This window comes from Bradyrhizobium cedriense, from assembly GCF_054602315.1.
Map to the genome: position 1 here is coordinate 722,597 of NZ_JBTSWB010000005.1, position 16,002 is coordinate 738,598.

The following is a 16,002-nucleotide window of genomic DNA, read 5'->3' on the forward strand; positions in this document are numbered from 1 at the left end:
ATTGTGCCTAATCTGGCTCTAATTCCACGACCCGAACGGAGCCTCGCATGAGCACCGCAACCAGACCCTATCCCATCGTCCAGGACCTCATCGACTCCTTTGCGAGCTGGCTGAAGCATCGCCGCGAGATGAACGAGATGCGGCAGCTCGATCGCGCCGATTTCGACCGGATCGCCAACGATCTCAGGATCGCGCCCGACGATCTGGAGGAGCTGGTCCGTCACGGCCGGCATGCCGCCGACGAGCTGCCGAAGATGCTCGAGCAGCTCGGCATTAACGCCGAAGGCCTCGGCCGCGCGCAGCCGCTGCTGCTTCGCGACCTGGAGCGGGTCTGCTCGCTCTGCAACCACAAGGGGCAGTGCGACCGCGATCTCGCCGACGGCACCGCGGCGGAGAACTATCACGGCTATTGCGCGAATGCCTCGACGCTGGAGTCGCTCAATCGCGCCGACGTGGCGCCGCGCTGAATTGCGCCTCGCAAGAAGTCACTTGCCGGCCACAAAGTAGAAATCCCGCCGTCCGGAGATCGAGCCGTAGCTGAACGGCTTCTGCCTGCGGCCGGTCGCTTCCATGACATCGTCGCGCACGAAATCGAACAGCCTGCGGACTTCGAGGCCTGGCGTCGGAAGATTCTTGACGAAAGCGGCGGCGAACGGACTGTTGGTCCCGTCACCGTCGAGCGCAGTCTCACCGTCCTTGGCGGCGTAGACCACCAGCGTTCCGGCCTCCGGCTCGACCGGCGCCAGACCTCGCGACACCGAGCGCGACGCCACCGTCATCGTGCGCTTCATCTGGCTTGCGAACGGGTTGTCGCGGCAGGCATCGAGAATGACGAGGCGCAGCTTCCTGGCGCGCTCCGCCGCATTGAGAGCCTGATCGACCGGCACGGCTTCAAATCCGATCTCGCGATCCGCCGCGATTCTGGCGTCCGTCGGAATGAGATAATTGACCCCGCCGACCTCCATGCCGTGTCCGGCATAGTACACGACGGCCCAATCCGCCGTTTCTGCACGTGCAGCGAACTCGCGCAGAGCGCTCACCAGCGCATCCCTGCGGAGGTTGGTCAGCAGGGTAACCGATTCGAACCCGGTGAGCTTCAGCACGTCGGCGACGAGGCTCGCGTCACGCACGGGGTTCGGGAGAGCGGCGACGTTTTCATAAGCCGAATTGCCGATGACGAGCGCGATGCGACGTTCACCGCCCGACACATCGGACGCGACGGCCGCCGGAGCGCCGCTGCTTTTCTCGACCAAGACTGTTGCTGGTCGCTGCGAAGGCAAGGCGGCGAGCCGCTCGCGCGCCTTGTCCTGCGCCCATCTTGTGGCGCCATGAGTCAACCCGAGCGTGGCGTTGAAATCGGCCCGTGCCTTGGCGACATCGCCGCGTTTCTCGTAGGCCAGCCCGCGATTGACATAGGCGTTCGCATAGGTGGAATCCACGCGTATCGTTTCAGTATAGTCCGCAATGGCGCGGTCGGTGTCGCCCTTGTTGCCGTAGGCGTTTCCGCGGTTGAAATACGCGTTCGCATTGGTGGGCTGAAGGCGCACTGCTTCGGTGTAGTCGGCAATGGCCCGATCCGCGTTGCCCTTGGTGCTGTAGGCGTTGCCTCGGTTGTAGTACGCGTTGGCATAGGCCGGATCGAGCTGGATCGTGGCCGTGTAGTCGGCGATGGCCCGGTCCGTGTCACCCTTGATGCTGTAACCGTTGCCCCGGTTGTAGTACGCGTTCGCATGGGCCGGATCGAGCCGGATCGTCGCCGTATAGTCGGCTATCGCGCGGTCCGTATCGGCGCTGGCGGCGTAAGCGTTCCCCCGGTTGTAATACGCATTCGCGTCCTTGGGATCTCGCCGTATCGCCTCCGAGGCAGCGGCAATGGCGGGGTTCGCGTCGGCCTTGACGCGATCAATAGCGGCTGCGGGGCCTGCGAGAACGAGAATGGCAAGACAATAGATTAGATTGCGAAGCATCTGAAAGCCCACTCGCAATATCGGAGACTGGAAGCAGTATTCGAACGACACAAATCTATCGGGGCAACCAGCCGGTCTGTGTAATCTAAATCACAGTCATGGCCCCGCCAAGCGAGCGGCAGTTGCGGCGCGCAGCGCTATGAGGCTTGATGGCAGCGACGACGGAGGTGCACGCCCTGTCCGGCTAGCAGGCAAGGCTATCGCATTTGAGCGCTTTTCCCAGCGGCCATCCTTCGAGACGCCCGCCCTTGGCGGGCCCTCAGGATGAAGACGGAGTGCGCGGCAGCGGTTTCAGCGGGCACCAATGCCACTGAGCCTCATCCTGAGGAGACCGCGAAGCGGTCGTCTCGAAGGACGAGGCGCTCGCTCAGGCCTCGCAAGAACTATGCGATGCCCTGCGCATGCGCGAGAGGTCGGGCAGAGGGTGTAGTCCCCAATAGGACAATCCCCAAGAATAGAAGGCCCTCTCCCGGTGCTTCGCGCCGACCTCTCCCGCAAGCGGGAGAGGTGAACGAGCCGAGGCAATCGATTTAACCCTGAAGCTACTCCGCTTCAGAGAGCGGTGAGAGGCAGGGCACCTGCAAAAAGCTACTCTGATCGACAGCGCTTACCGCGTTCAGCCGTCGGCTTGGCCCCATTGGGCAACAGCATGTTTCGAGGACACGACCGGTCTGATCAAGCGCGGCTCGCCATCGCGGCGGCTTCTGCCGCTGCACGCTGCATGCTGGTCGACATCTCGTTCGTCACCGTGCTTTGCTCCTCGATCGCAGCGGCGGTCGATGTCACGTACTCGCTGACATTGTTGATCGCCTGCTTGATCGTACTCAAAGCGTCGACGACATCGCCCGAGATCTGGTTGAGGCTGCCGATCTCCTGGCCGATCTTGTCGGTCGCCTGCTTGGCCTGGTTGGCGAGGCTCTTCACCTCGGACGCGACCACGGCGAAGCCGCGGCCGGCTTCACCGGCGCGCGCGGATTCGATCGTGGCGTTGAGCGCGAGCAGGTTGATCTGCCCCGTAATGTTGTTGATCAGCTCGACGATGCCGCTCATCGCCTGTGCGGCCTCGGTGAGGCGCTGCGCCTGCGAATCGGCAGCCGAGACCTGCTCCACCGCGCTGATCGCGGTTTCACGCGATTTGGTCATGGCCTCGGAGATCTCCCGCACCGAGGCGTTGAGCTCCTCCGAGCCGGCGGCGACGGATTCCATCATGCCGCGGACGCGCTCATTGCCCATGCGGATCAGCACCTGTTTGGTGGTGTCGGTGGCGTATTTCACCACTTTGAACGGCTTGCCGTTGAGATCGAGGATCGGGTTGTAGGACGCCTGGATGTAGACCTCCCTGCCGCCCTTGCCGATGCGCTTGTATTCGGCCGCCTGGTATTCGCCGCGGTTGAGCGCAGCCCAGAACTCGCGATAGGTCGCACTGTCTCGCTCGGCAGGCGCGACGAACATGCTGTGATGCTTGCCCCGGATCTCGTTCAAAGTGTAGCCGAGCGCGCCGAGGAAGTTGGCGTTGGCGGTGATGATCGAGCCGTCCATGTTGAACTCGATCACCGCCTGGGCCTTGTCGATCGCCGCGATCTGGCCGGCGAGATCCGCATTCTTCAGCTTCTGGGCGGTGACGTCGGTCGCGAACTTCACCACCTTGGAGGGCCTGCCCTTCTCGTCGAAGATTGGATTGTACGAGGCCTGGATCCAGACCTCCTTGCCGCCCTTGCCGATGCGCTTGTATTCGGCCGCCTGGTATTCACCACGATTGAGCGAGGCCCAGAACTCGCGATAGGCAGCACTGTCTCGCTCGGCAGGCGCGACGAACATGCTGTGATGCTTGCCCCGGATCTCGTTCAAAGTGTAGCCGAGCGTATTCAGGAAGTTCTCATTGGCGCTGCGAACAGTGCCATCCATGTCGAACTCGATGACCGCCTGCGAGCGGTTCGCGGCGGCAACTTGAGCCCCGAAGTCGAGGTTCTGCAGACGAATCGAGGCATCGGACCATTCCACCACGATTCCCGCCCGGCTGCCGTCGCCGCTGCTCAAGGGAGTTGCAACGAGGTCGAATTTCCGCTCGCCGATCTGGATCGTCGCGCGATGCACGGTGCTGAGGCTCGCGAGCATCCTGCGCTGATGTTGCGGATTCTTGTGAAATACGTCGATGTTGGTCCCGACGAGCGTATCCAGGTTGAAGTGCGGCAATTCCTTCTTGAGATCGCTCTCGGCGGCACGAAGCAAGTCCGTCACCGCGTCGTTCATGTAGACGATCTTGAGGTCGTTATCTGCGACCATCAGATTGGCACTCACGACCTTCGCCGCCATCAACGTCAATGCGTCGGAGCTCGACTTGCGCTTGAACATGATCTCTCCAATATCAACGCAGTTGTGTGCACGTCGAAGCGGGTTTCTGCTCGCGATGCGATCCGCGCGAATGTCCAAATATCTGAATCGAATTATCAGATTGTTTGTCCGATCGAAGACAGAATGGCCGGATTTTGCCACGGCGATTAACGTGACCGTGACGCGCGACGGGACGGCGGCGATACGGGCCTTGAACTTGCAAACGTGACCCTAAAATCACTATCGCAATCCGGCAAAGCGCTCGCAGCTTAGCATCCGATTACCGTCGGCATCGCGGCGCGCAACTGATCCATGAGCGCAAGACGATGTCGTTCGCAGCCGCAGCACGCGTCCGGGCATTTCGTCGCAGCCGCCATCAGTGCGTTCATGCCCCCTCGAGTGATCCAGTCACGTCCGACAACCGTTGCATTCAATCTCGAATTGGTAGCGCCCCGGAAGGGATACGGTAGTTTGCGCGGAGAGGAATTCTGATTTGGGCGCCGTTACCTATCTCGACCGCTATGCTGTGATCCGGTCGCGCGACAGCGATTTCGCGCGCGACCGCCTGTTTGCTGACTATGGCGCGGATCGGTTCGACAAGCATGACGATGAGTTCGGCATAGCGGCCAATCTTGCCCGCTTGAATTCCATCGGCCTCGCCTTCTGCGCCTACGATGGCGCGGCATCGCTCTCCTTTCCTGAATCGGAAATTCTCCGCCAGCTCTTTTCCATCCAGGGATCTGCGGGCTTCCGAACCAAGGGGAATAGCCAGCCAATCGAGGCATGGAGCCCGATCATCTCCGGCGACTCCAGGCTGGATCTCGAGTTTGCGCCCGGCTACCGCCAGCTGGTGTTGAGGATAGATGCCGCCGCGCTGGAGCGCTTGCTGAAGAGCATGCTCGGCGACGTCGGCGACATGAAGCTGCGTTTCGTCGCGGGCGAAGCCAATCCCGCGGTCATGGCGCATGTGCGCCAGGAAGTCTTCAGGTTCGCGGAAGAGCTGGACCGATTTGGCCAGGATTACTCGCCCATCGCCATCGGCGAGCTGGAGCGTGCGCTGATGGTCCGGATTCTCCTTGCACATCGGCACAATTTTTCTGATCGGCTTCAGCGTTCCGCTCCGGGCGCCAACCGGACCGTGATCGACATCGTGGAGTCCTACATCGAGGCTCATTGGGACGAACCCCTCGACCTCGAAAGGATCGCGGAGGTCGCCAATGTGAGCGTGCGAACGGTCTTCCGGGAATTCTGCGATGCCGGACGAGGATCGCCCGGCCAATTCGCGCGCCGTGTCCGGCTTCAACGGGCGGCAGAGCTTCTGCGACGGCCGGATGAGCAGACCAGCGTTCTCGCCGTTGCGTTCAAATGCGGGTTCCACAATCTAGGTCGGTTCGCATCCGAATACCGTCGGGCCATCGGTGAGCTGCCGTCCGAGACTTTGAAGAACGCGAAACGAAGGCAGTGAGAATGCTGTCGATGCGCCGCAATAGGGCAACGCAAGCGGAGCGGCGCCGCCGACAGCGATGCTTGGGTGCCCACCTCAGCCCTTCGCCATCGCGGCGATCGCGTCCGCGATCTCGATGGTACGGCGGGCCATATCGGCGTGCAGGCGTTCCACCATCGCGCCGTCGAGCCGGATCGCGCCGCGTGAGACGTTCTCCGGCAGCTCGAACGCGGCGATGATCTTTCGTGCGCGCGCGACTTCCTCTTCGGGCGGCGTGAAGATCGCATTGCAGGCGTCGATCTGCGAGGGGTGGATCAGCGTCTTGCCGTCGAAGCCGAGATCGCGCGCTTGCGCGCATTCGGTGGCAAAGCCGTCGGAATTGGCGATGTCGCTATAGGGACCGTCGAGGATTTCGAGGCCGTGGGCGCGCGTTGCCAGAATGCAATGGGTGATCATCGGCAGCATCGCGGCGCGGCCGGGCAGCATCCTGATGCGGGTTTCGCGCGAGATGTCGTTGGGGCCGAACACGAAGCCCGACAGGCGGCTCGATGGATCGCGGCCGGCCGCGGCCAGCTCCTCGGCATGAAGCACGGCGCGCGCCGTCTCGATCATGGCCCAGACCTTCACGGTGGGCGCGGCGCCGAGCTCGGCGAGGCGGCGGCCGATGGCGTCGAGATCCTCGATGCTCGAAACTTTTGGAACCAGGATGCCGTCGGGCGATGCCTTAGCGGCCATCGCGACGTCATCGTCCCACCACGGCGTATCGAGGCCGTTGGTCCGGATCAATATCTCGCGCTTGCCAAAACCCTTGGCCACGATCGCTGCGGCGATGCCGTCGCGCGCCGCCGCCTTGGCCTCGGGGGCGACCGAGTCTTCCAGATCGAGGATCAGGCCGTCGGCGGGGAGGTTGCGCGCCTTTTCCAGCGCGCGGGGGTTGGAGCCGGGCATGAACAGATGGCTGCGGCGCGGGCGGGTCATGCTGCGTTCCTTCCTCGTCTGTATTCCGAGCCCAGCCGATAGCACCTGGCCTGCCCGTTCGAAAGGCTTGTTCGCCCCGGCGGTCTATGATTAGGCATAGGTATGATGACATTCCCGAAGCATTTGCTGGAAGGCTACAAGGCCTTCGCCACCCAGCGGCTGCCGACCGAGCAGACCCGCTTTCGCGAGCTGTCGGTGAAGGGGCAGTCGCCGGAAGTGATGGTGATCGGCTGCTGCGACAGCCGCGTGTCGCCTGAGGTGATCTTCGACGTCGGCCCGGGCGAATTGTTCGTGGTCCGCAACATCGCCAACCTGGTGCCGGTGTATCAGCCCGACGGCACAGCCCATGGTGTCTCGGCGGCGCTGGAATATGCCGTGACGGTGCTGAAGGTGAAGCACATCGTCATCCTCGGCCACGCGCAATGCGGCGGCATCCGCGCCTTCGTCGACAAGATCGAGCCGCTCACGCCCGGCGACTTCATCGGCAAATGGATGCAGATGTTCATCAAGCCGGGCGAGGTGGTCGAGCAGCGCCAGCACGAGACCATGGGGCAGTTCGTCGAGCGTATCGAGAAGGCCGCCGTGTTCCGCAGCCTGGAAAACCTGATGACGTTCCCGTTCGTGCGCAAGGCCGTCGACAGCGGCCAGATGCAGACCCACGGCGCCTATTTCGGCGTCGCGGAGGGATCTCTGTTCGTGCTGGACAAGGCGACGAAGGAATTCAAGAGAGCGAATGGCGAATAGCGAGTAGCGAATGGAAGTCCCCATTCGCCATTCGCCAATCCTTATTCGCCTATCTTAGGCCGCCTTCTTCTTCGCGCTGATCAGCTTGCGGTTGATCAGCACTTCGGCGATCTGGATCGCGTTGAGCGCTGCGCCCTTGCGCAGATTGTCGGACACGCACCACAGCACGAGACCGTTCTCCACCGTCGCGTCCTCGCGGATGCGGCTGATATAGGTGGCGTCCTCGCCGGCGGCTTCATAGGGCGTGGCGTAACCGCCGGGCTCCTGCTTGTCGATGACGAGGCAGCCGGGCGCCTTGCGCAGAATCTCGCGGGCTTCGTCCGCGCTGATCGGATTCTCGAACTCGATGTTGACGGCCTCGGAGTGGCCGACGAAGACGGGCACGCGCACGCAGGTCGCGGAGAGCTTGATCTTGGGATCAAGGATCTTCTTGGTCTCCATCATCATCTTCCACTCTTCCTTGGTGTAGCCGTCCTCCATGAAGACGTCGATGTGGGGGATGACGTTGAAGGCGATGCGCGCGGGAAACTTCTTATTGACGATCTCGCTGTTGGTGTAGACGGCCTTGGTCTGCGAGAACAGCTCGTCCATCGCATCCTTGCCGGCGCCCGACACCGATTGATAGGTCGAAACCACGACGCGCTTGATCGTCGCCTTGTCGTGCAGCGGCTTGAGCGCGACCACGAGCTGTGCGGTCGAGCAGTTCGGGTTGGCGATGATGTTCTTCTTCTTGAAGCCTTCGGTCGCGGCCGCATTCACTTCCGGCACGATCAGGGGAACGTCCGCATCCATGCGCCAGGCCGAAGAGTTGTCGATCACGACCGTGCCGGCGGCGCCGATCTTCGGCGACCATTCCTTCGACACCGAGCCGCCGGCCGACATCAGGCAGATGTCGACGTCGGAGAAGTCGTAATGCTCGAGCGCCTTGACCTTGAGGGTACGGTCGCCATAGGAGACCTCGACGCCGACGCTGCGGCGCGAGGCCAGGGCGACGACCTCGTCCGCGGGAAATTTGCGCTCATCGAGGATGTTGAGCATTTCCCGTCCGACATTGCCGGTCGCGCCGACCACTGCGACTTTGTAACCCATCGTTCACTCTCCGATGAAAAAGCCCGTTCCTGAAGCTGACGCTTAAACAGGAAGAGCAGCGCTTCTATGCGAGAACCGGCCTCAAGACAACGTTGGACCATGCCTGAAGGCCGTGGATGCAGTCGCCTGAGGCCAGCACGGCCGTTAGCCCCACCCAGATCCATCTTGCGCTTGCAGCCTTTGCCGACGAGGTCGTCGGCACGCTGGCGCGCCTGATCGCCTATGTGGGGGCGCTTGCTTTGTTTGCCATCCTCGCCCTCGCGGCGCTCGACCAGCTCCCTGATCTCGGCGACGACGAACCGGCGGCAAGGCCGGGCTGGAGCGTGGCCGGCCGTTCGCACCCGGCTTTCGCCGTCGCCAAGTTCGATTCCTCCGAGAAAACAGCCTCTTACACCGTCCTCAGGCATCCCGAAGGTGGCCGCAAGGACGTGCTGCGCTGGACCGGAGAAGCGGACTCGCCCGTGGCCGAGCTCGAAATCTACCGGGAAGGCACCGAATTCGACGTGACGCGGCCGGCGGCCGCGGGTCTGGCCGTCCAGATGGGCTTGGGCGCGGCCACCGCGCTCGAGCAGGCCGGCCTGATCGACACCAAATTCGGCCCCGTCGCCCTGTTCCGGCCGGCCGGCGCAATGGAGGGTGTGCGGGGGTGCCTCGGCTACCTCAAGCGCAACGAGGAGCCTGCGCTCCAGATCTCCGGCTTCTCCTGCCAGGGCGACAGCGTGCCCGCCCGGCGCGCGGCGATCGCCTGCATGCTGAACCGCCTGACGCTGCTGAGCTCGGGCAACGAGCCGAAGCTGGCGGAAATGTTCGCCCATGCCGAGCTGAAGCGCCGCCCCTGCGATTCCCAGGGATCGTCCGACTGGCTGCTGGGCGCCGCGAACGCGCAATTGCGCGGGGCGCTTTGAGCTGCATCAAGCTCAAGTGACTGGTTTGCATGCAACTTTTGCCGGCGCGCACGATTATTCTCGCCTGGTGTGACCCAATAGACCTAGTTGCGGTCCCCCCGGGCGGGCTAGTATGGCAGTGCAAACGACTGGCGGCGTGCCGCCTGAAGGGGACGTGATGAGCTCGAAATTTTCTGCCGCGAACAATCTGGCGACTTGGCTTGCGGCGGGCGCCGCAATTGCCATCGCGTTCGCGACGCCGGCCTCGGCCGACACCAAGACCAAGCGCTACTATGACGAGCGCGGCCGGCCCTATTACGGTCCGAGCGGCCCCAACGCGGTCTATCAGCAAGGGCGCACCCGCATCTATGTGAGCAAGCGCTCCTGGCTGGATGGCGGCACCGAGGTCAATCCGGGCGACCGCAAGTTCACCGACTACGCCTTCCCGCCGGCGGTGGGCTATCCGTCCTTCGCCCGCGAGAACCTGAACCGCCCGATCGATCGCCAGCCGCTGTCCCCGCCGCAGGATGTCGGCGGCTATCCGCAGACTTTCCCACTGTACTGAGCGGACGAAGCGATCCGAATCAAAATGGCCGGGCTCACGCCCGGCCATTTTCGTTTCTCGCCCCGTCATTCCGGGATGGTGCGCAAGCACCAGACCCGGAATCTCGAGATTCCGGGTTCGATGCTGCGCATCGCCCCGGAATGACGGCACCAGCCTCAGGCGTGCAGCTTCTGCAATTCCTTCAGGATCGCTTCGCCCATCTGCGTGGTCGAGGCGGCCGTGGTGCCTTCCGACTTGATGTCGGCGGTGCGCAGGCCGCTCGCGAGCACCGCAGCGATCGCCTGGTCGACCTTGTCGGCGAGATCGCCCATGTCGAAGGAGTAACGCAGCGCCATGCCGAAGGACGAGATCATCGCGATCGGATTGGCGAGGCCTTTGCCGGCGATGTCGGGCGCCGAGCCGTGCACCGGCTCGTACAGCGCCTTGCGCTTCTTGCTCTTCACGTCCACCTCGCCGAGCGAGGCCGAGGGCAGCATGCCGAGCGATCCGGTCAGCATCGCCGCGATGTCGGACAGCATGTCGCCGAACAGATTGTCGGTGACGATAACGTCGAACTGCTTCGGCCACTTCACCAGCATCATGCCGCCGGAATCGGCGAGCTGATGCTCGAGCGTGACGTCGGGGTATTCGCGCTTGTGGACCTGGGTCATGACCTCGTTCCAGAGCACGCCCGATTTCATGACGTTGCGCTTCTCCATCGACGTCACCTTGTTCTTGCGCTTTCTGGCAAGCTCGAAGGCGACGCGGCCGATGCGCTCGATCTCATAGGTGTCGTAGACTTGGGTATCGATGGCACGCTTCTGACCGTTGCCGAGATCGGTGATGGTCTTGGGCTCGCCGAAATAGACGCCGCCGGTGAGCTCGCGCACGATCATGATGTCGAGGCCCTCGACAGCCTCGCGCTTCAGGCTGGAGGCATCGGCCAGCGCCGGGTAGCACACGGCGGGACGGAGGTTGGCGAACAGGGCAAGATCCTTGCGCAGGCGGAGCAGGCCGGCTTCGGGGCGCACCTCGTAAGGAACCGCATCCCATTTCGGGCCGCCGACTGCGCCGAAGATCACGGCGTCAGCGTCTTTCGCCTTGGCCATGTCGCCCTCGGAGATCGACACCTTGTGCGCGTCATAGGCGGAGCCGCCGACGAGGCCGGTGTCGGTCTCGAATTTGGCGATCCCGGCCGAGCCGAGCCAATCGATCAGCCGCTTCACCTCGGCCATCACCTCGGGGCCGATACCGTCGCCGGGGAGCAGCAGCAGTTTGTGGGTCGCCATGGTCGTTTCCTTCTCAATCCTCTCTCGTCATTCCGGGGCGCGAGCAAAGCGAGCGAGCCCGGAATCCATCGGGCCGCAGCGCAAGCGGGGAAATGGTTTCCGGGCTCGGCCAAGAGGCGCGCCCCGGAATGACGGCCGGGCGGAGTGCTAGAGCGGCGTTGCGCGCTTGGCAAGACACCATTGCCGCCGCGCGACTGTGCAAGACGGGTCGGGCCTGCCAGACTGCGCGTGCCGGAGTACCCCTTGCACCCACCCGAACGCTCTTCGCCCGACGCCCATCCCGCGCGGATGATCCTGACCCTGTCGCTGGCGGCGACGGTCGGGCTCGGCATCGGCCGCTTTGCCTATGCGCTGGTGCTGCCCGACATGCGGGAGGACCTCGGCTGGTCCTACTCGGCGGCCGGTTTCATGAACACGATCAACGCCGTCGGCTATCTCGCGGGCGCGCTGGTCGCGTCCCGGCTGATCCGGCGGCTCGGCTGGTCGGCCGCCATCCGCGGCGGAACCCTGGTTTGTCTTGCCGCGCTCGCAACCTGCGCGCTGACCGGGAATTTTTTCGCGCTCAGCCTGGCCCGGTTGGTGCTGGGTATCGGCGCCGCCATCGCCTTCGTTGCCGGCGGCGCGCTGGCCGCGACCATCGCGCAGTCGTATCCCGAGCGCGCCAACTTCCTGCTCAGCCTGTTTTATGCGGGTCCCGGCGTCGGCATCCTCTCCTCGGGGTTGATCGCGCCGTTCACGCTCCAGCATTTCGGGCCGGGCTCGTGGTGGATCGTGTGGTGGGCGCTGACGCTGCTCTCACTGGTGATGACAATTCCGCTGTTCCTGATCCGCATCGAGGGCAAGGCGCGATTCACCGAAGCAAGCCACGCCTCCTTTGCGATCCTCCCGGTGCTGATTTACCTGGCCGGCTACTTCCTGTTCGGCGCGGGCTACATCGCCTACATGACCTTCATGATCGCCTACGTCCGCGACGGCGGCGGCGATGCGACGGCACAGGCTGCGTTCTGGGGCCTGATCGGCGTCAGCGCCTTCGTCACACCCTGGGTCTGGCGCGGCGTGCTCGCGCTCGACCGCGGCGGACTCGCGACCGCCATCATCCTCGGCACCAACGCCGTCGGCGCCGGCCTGCCGATGCTGGGACATTCGACGGCATGGCTGGCGGTCTCCGCGGTCGTGTTCGGCATCGGCTTCTTCGCCGTCGTCAACTCGACCACCGCCTTCGTCCGCTTCAACTATCCGCACGAGGTATGGCCGACGGCGATTGCGGCGATGACGATCTCGTTCGGCATCGGCCAGACGCTGGGGCCGATCGTGGTCGGCGCGATCACGGATGCGCTGGGGAGCTTGAGCTACGCGCTGAACGTGTCGGCGGCGCTGCTGGCGCTGGGGGCGGTGGCGGCGTTGTGCCAGAGGAAGGTGGGGCCAGACGAGCGAATGGCGAATGGCGAATAGCCAATTGAGAGCGGCTCTGCCTATTCACTACTCCCCATTCGCTATTCGCCCTCTCAACTCCCGCTGAACGAATTATACCCCTGGTCTTCCCAGTAGCCGCCCTTGTAGTCGTTGGTGACTTCCATCGAGACGACGTATTTCGGGTTCTTGAAGCCGAGTTTCGTCGGCACGCGGATCTTCATCGGGAAACCGTACGCGCGCGGCAAGATCTCGTTCGCGTATTTGAACGTCATCTGCGTCTGGGGATGCAGCGCGCTGCGCATGTCGAGCGGCGAGTTGTAGCCGTCCTTGTCGGCGCATTGAAACCAGACATATTTCGCACGCGTGTCGGCGCCGATCAGCTTGAGGAAATCGCGCATGGGCGTGCCGGTCCAGCTGCCGATCGCGCTCCATCCCTCGACGCAGATGTGGCGCGTGATCTGCGTGACCTGCGGCAGCTTGTAGAGCTCGTCCAACGTCCATGATTTCTTGTTGTCGACGAGACCGCGCACCTCGAGCTTCCAGTCTGCGCCGTCGATGTCGGGCGCATCGTCGAGATCGTAATAGGCGTTGAACGGGAACGGTTTCGTGATCGCGCTCTCGGGGAAGGTCGGCGCCAGCGCGTCGGGATTGAAGATGAAAGCCTGCACCGCGTCGTTGAACTTCGAGACCTTCGCCAGCATGGTTTCCGCCGAAGACGAATCGATCACGTCGCAGCCGGTGAGCAGCGTCAACGCGCCCAGGCTGGCGCCGCCCGCGATGAAGCGGCGGCGGGTGACATCAGGCATCGTCTTGAGGGAGTCCTTGATCAGGAGCCGCTTGTCGACGCCGGGGATGAGAAACGGACGCTTGGCCATCACAATTCTCCTAATCAGCGACCGATGATCATCGCGCGCAGGCTCTTCGGCACCAGCAGCGCGAGCAGGACGTGGATGACGAGGAATGCGCAGATCGCGGCCATGCAGAAGAAGTGGACGTAGCGCGCGGCCGGATAATCACCGAACAACATCACCAGGTAATAGAGCTGCACCGGCTTCCATATCGCAAGCCCCGACAACACGATCAGCACGCCGACCACGATGATGCCGGCGTAGAGCAGGCGTTGGACGTAGTTGTAGACGGTGAGATCGTCGTGACCGAGCTTGAAGGTCAGCGCGGCCCTGATGTCGTGAAGCACGCCGGACGCGGTGATCGGCAGCAGCTTCCTGCGGAAGCGGCCGGTGACGATACCGGTGACGAGATAGGCGAGACCGTTGATCATCAACAGCCACATCGCCGCAAAGTGCCAGAGCAGGCCGCCGCCGAGCCAGCCGCCGAGCGTATATTCGCGCGGGAAGGTGAAGCCGAACAGCGGCGAGGCGTTGTAGATCTGCCAGCCCGACAGGATCATCAGGATCATGGCAAGCGCGTTGACCCAGTGCATGATCCGCACCCAGGCCGGCTGGATCACTTTGGCCGGGGTGGCCCTGACCTGCTCGTCGGAGATTGTGAGGCTCGCCATGGTGAGTTCCGTCCTGAAGGCCGCGTAACGGTAATTATACGCCGAAGTCTCCGCTTTCGTTACGCCCTGTCCGGCATTGAATCGATACCGCGAGCTTATCGTGGTCACAAAAATGCGAGCCGGGGCACGCCCCGGCTCGCCGTCTCAAGCATCCTGTCGGGGATGAAACAGAACCGCCTGGTGTTACGTCGCCGGCATCAGCACGGTGTCGACCACATGGATGACGCCGTTCGACTGGTTGACGTTGGAGATCGTCACCATCGAGGTGCCGCCCTTGGCATCGACGATCCAGACCTTTCCGTCCTGCTTCTTCACGGTCAGCTCCTCGCCTTCGGCAGTCTTCAGCTTCTTGCCATCGCTGAGGTCGGAGGCCTCGAGCTTGCCGGGCACCACGTGATAGGTGAGGATCTTGGTCAGCGTCGCCTTGTTCTCGGGCTTGACCAGGTTGTCGACGGTGCCGGCCGGCAGCTTGCCGAAGGCGGCGTTGGTCGGCGCGAACACCGTGAACGGGCCCTTGCCTTCCAGCGTGGGCACCAGGCCCGCGGCCTTGACCGCCGCCACCAGGGTGGTGTGGTCTTTGGAGTTGACCGCGTTCTGGACGATGTTCTTGGACGGGAACATCGCGGCGCCGCCGACCATGACGGTCTTCTCCTCGGCGCTGGCCGGCGCGACGACGGACGCGGTGATGGCCAGGGCGCTGAAGGCGGCGGCAGCGAGATAGGCAATGCGCTTCGACATGGAGATCTCCCGATTGAATTGAGGCCGGCAATGGCCGGCATTGAGTTGGGCAACAACGGCAACTGCGACAGTTTGACGTGAACCAGTAGCGCGTCGTTGGTCAGAACTACGGGAGGGTTTGCGATGGGGTTTCGGGGAATAATTTATCGTGATGCTTGAAACTATCCGGCGGGCTGTTCGTGTGATCGGTCCATCCGCCGTCATTGCGAGGAGCCCTTGCGACGAAGCAATCCAGACTGTCTCCGCGGACGCATTTCTGGATTGCTTCGCTTCGCTCGCAATGACGGGTCAATCAATCCCTGTTGTTCGGCGTCTGGATGAAGCCGCGATTGTGCGTCGGGCTGATCAAGAGCTCGTTGATGCAGACACGCGGCGGCATCGAGGCGATGAACGCGATGGTGCGGCCGAGGTCTTCGGGTTGCAGCATCTTCGCCTGCTCCTCTTCGCTCGGCACCACCGGGCGCAGCTTGAGGATCGGCGTTGCCACCTCGCCCGGCATCAGGCAGCAGGCGCGCAGGCCGTTGACGCATTCGTCCATGTTGAAGGAATGGGTCAGCGCCAGCACGGCGTGCTTGGTCGTGGTGTAGGCCGGGCCCGGCATCTTCGAGACGTGGCGGCCGGCCCAGGACGAGACATTGATGATCGTGCCGTCCTGCTGCTTGCGCATCGTCGGCAGCACCGCGCGCATGCAATAGAGCACGCCGTTGAGATTGACCTGGACCAGCTTGTCCCAGCCTTCCAGTTCCATGTCCTTCCAGCTGCGCTTGGGGACATTGATGCCGGCATTGTTGACGAGGAGGTCAATGCGACCGTGCCTTGCGACGATCTGATCGGCCGCCTTCTGGGCCTCGGCCGCGTTGGAGACGTCGAGCGCAATGGCCTCGGCCGCTCCGCCCGCCCCGGTGATCCTGGCCACCACGGTATCCAGGGCGTCCTTGCGGCGGCCCGAGACCACGACCGTCCAGCCGTCGGCGGCCAACGTCTCGGCGCCGGCTTCCCCGATCCCGCTGCCGCCACCCGTGACCCATGCCACGCGTTTCCCGTTTTTTGACATGCAAACTG

At 63.4% G+C, this 16,002-nt stretch carries 15 protein-coding genes; 6 read left to right on the forward strand and 9 right to left on the reverse strand.

The features are described 5' to 3' along the window. The first annotated feature begins 47 nt into the window (after nt 1–47). Nucleotides 48–467, forward strand: coding sequence for a hypothetical protein (locus tag ACYCVF_RS24705; protein WP_459603511.1), 420 nt, complete (start codon nt 48–50; stop codon nt 465–467). A gap of 18 nt (nt 468–485) precedes the next feature. On the opposite strand, the gene ACYCVF_RS24710 is transcribed toward ACYCVF_RS24705, so the two are convergent. Both ACYCVF_RS24710 and ACYCVF_RS24715 read right to left on the reverse strand, forming a co-directional pair. Further along, on the reverse strand, nt 486–1,967 hold the full coding sequence (locus ACYCVF_RS24710; RefSeq protein WP_459603510.1) for a caspase family protein: 1,482 nt from the start codon (nt 1,965–1,967) through the stop codon (nt 486–488). A 675-nt stretch (nt 1,968–2,642) separates the two neighbouring features. Continuing rightward, nucleotides 2,643–4,319 carry a methyl-accepting chemotaxis protein gene (locus tag ACYCVF_RS24715; RefSeq protein WP_459603509.1) on the reverse strand — a complete coding sequence of 559 codons (1,677 nt, stop codon included), beginning with the start codon at nt 4,317–4,319 and terminating at the stop codon, nt 2,643–2,645. A gap of 505 nt (nt 4,320–4,824) precedes the next feature. Between ACYCVF_RS24715 and ACYCVF_RS24720 the strand changes: the two genes are divergently transcribed. Beyond that, nucleotides 4,825–5,763, forward strand: coding sequence for an AraC family transcriptional regulator (locus ACYCVF_RS24720; RefSeq protein WP_459603662.1), 939 nt, complete (start codon nt 4,825–4,827; stop codon nt 5,761–5,763). Between the two features lie 75 nt (nt 5,764–5,838). Here the strand turns inward: ACYCVF_RS24720 and ACYCVF_RS24725 are convergent, their stop codons facing one another. Then, entirely contained in the window at nt 5,839–6,720 is an 882-nt protein-coding gene (locus ACYCVF_RS24725; protein ID WP_459603508.1) for an HpcH/HpaI aldolase/citrate lyase family protein, read from the reverse strand. Between the two features lie 102 nt (nt 6,721–6,822). On the opposite strand from ACYCVF_RS24725, the gene ACYCVF_RS24730 reads away from it, so the two are divergent. Next, complete coding sequence (locus tag ACYCVF_RS24730) at nt 6,823–7,464, forward strand: carbonic anhydrase (RefSeq protein WP_459603507.1); 642 nt, start codon at nt 6,823–6,825, stop codon at nt 7,462–7,464. A gap of 54 nt (nt 7,465–7,518) precedes the next feature. On the opposite strand, the gene ACYCVF_RS24735 is transcribed toward ACYCVF_RS24730, so the two are convergent. Beyond that, nucleotides 7,519–8,553, reverse strand: coding sequence for an aspartate-semialdehyde dehydrogenase (locus ACYCVF_RS24735; protein WP_459603506.1), 1,035 nt, complete (start codon nt 8,551–8,553; stop codon nt 7,519–7,521). Nucleotides 8,554–8,669: 116 nt separating this feature from the next. On the opposite strand from ACYCVF_RS24735, the gene ACYCVF_RS24740 reads away from it, so the two are divergent. After that, nucleotides 8,670–9,458 (forward strand): hypothetical protein, encoded by a 789-nt coding sequence (locus ACYCVF_RS24740; RefSeq protein WP_459603505.1) that lies wholly within the window; start codon nt 8,670–8,672, stop codon nt 9,456–9,458. A gap of 157 nt (nt 9,459–9,615) precedes the next feature. Continuing rightward, nucleotides 9,616–10,002 (forward strand): hypothetical protein, encoded by a 387-nt coding sequence (locus ACYCVF_RS24745; protein WP_459603661.1) that lies wholly within the window; start codon nt 9,616–9,618, stop codon nt 10,000–10,002. 155 nt (nt 10,003–10,157) lie between these two features. Here ACYCVF_RS24745 and leuB read toward each other — a convergent pair whose 3' ends face one another. Beyond that, complete coding sequence (gene leuB, locus ACYCVF_RS24750) at nt 10,158–11,270, reverse strand: 3-isopropylmalate dehydrogenase (RefSeq protein ID WP_459603504.1); 1,113 nt, start codon at nt 11,268–11,270, stop codon at nt 10,158–10,160. A 243-nt stretch (nt 11,271–11,513) separates the two neighbouring features. On the opposite strand from leuB, the gene ACYCVF_RS24755 reads away from it, so the two are divergent. Next, nucleotides 11,514–12,722, forward strand: a complete 1,209-nt coding sequence (locus ACYCVF_RS24755) for an MFS transporter (protein WP_459603503.1) — start codon at nt 11,514–11,516, stop codon at nt 12,720–12,722. Nucleotides 12,723–12,775: 53 nt separating this feature from the next. Here ACYCVF_RS24755 and ACYCVF_RS24760 read toward each other — a convergent pair whose 3' ends face one another. The 4 genes from ACYCVF_RS24760 to ACYCVF_RS24775 all read right to left on the reverse strand — a co-directional run bounded on the left by ACYCVF_RS24760 (nt 12,776) and on the right by ACYCVF_RS24775 (nt 15,994). Next, complete coding sequence (locus tag ACYCVF_RS24760) at nt 12,776–13,558, reverse strand: molybdopterin-binding protein (protein ID WP_459603502.1); 783 nt, start codon at nt 13,556–13,558, stop codon at nt 12,776–12,778. 14 nt (nt 13,559–13,572) lie between these two features. After that, nucleotides 13,573–14,202: a cytochrome b/b6 domain-containing protein gene (locus tag ACYCVF_RS24765; RefSeq protein WP_459603501.1), complete on the reverse strand. Its 630-nt coding sequence runs from the start codon at nt 14,200–14,202 to the stop codon at nt 13,573–13,575. A 183-nt stretch (nt 14,203–14,385) separates the two neighbouring features. After that, nucleotides 14,386–14,940 (reverse strand): fasciclin domain-containing protein, encoded by a 555-nt coding sequence (locus tag ACYCVF_RS24770; protein ID WP_459603500.1) that lies wholly within the window; start codon nt 14,938–14,940, stop codon nt 14,386–14,388. Nucleotides 14,941–15,232: 292 nt separating this feature from the next. Beyond that, entirely contained in the window at nt 15,233–15,994 is a 762-nt protein-coding gene (locus ACYCVF_RS24775; RefSeq protein ID WP_459603499.1) for an SDR family oxidoreductase, read from the reverse strand. Between the last annotated feature and the right edge of the window lie 8 nt (nt 15,995–16,002).